Genomic DNA, 232 nt, shown 5'->3' on the forward strand with positions numbered 1-232 from the left:
TAGGTCGGCGACCTCGGGCAGGTGCAGCAGCCCGGAGAGGGCGACGACCTCGACGGGGATGTCGCGGGCGACGAGGGCGCCCTGGCTCTCCGCGAAGTCGGTCGCCGTGCGGCACAGGACCGCGATCTCACCGGGGGCGGTGCCGGTGGGGACGAGGTGGGCGACCGAGTCGGCGATCCAGTCCATCTCCTCGGCGTGAGGGCGCAGCAGGGCGCCGCGGTCCGTGCCGTCC

The 232-nt window shown here is 75.0% G+C and carries 1 protein-coding gene; it reads right to left on the bottom strand.

Annotation, left to right across the window (positions count from 1 at the left end; all coding sequences use genetic code 11):
- On the bottom strand, window positions 1–232 hold a 232-nt coding region (locus KVT45_RS55835; protein ID WP_217562800.1), incomplete at both ends, for a hypothetical protein.

Source organism: Streptomyces sp. GbtcB6 (assembly GCF_019091475.1).
Taxonomy (GTDB): Bacteria; Actinomycetota; Actinomycetes; order Streptomycetales; family Streptomycetaceae; genus Streptomyces; species Streptomyces hyaluromycini.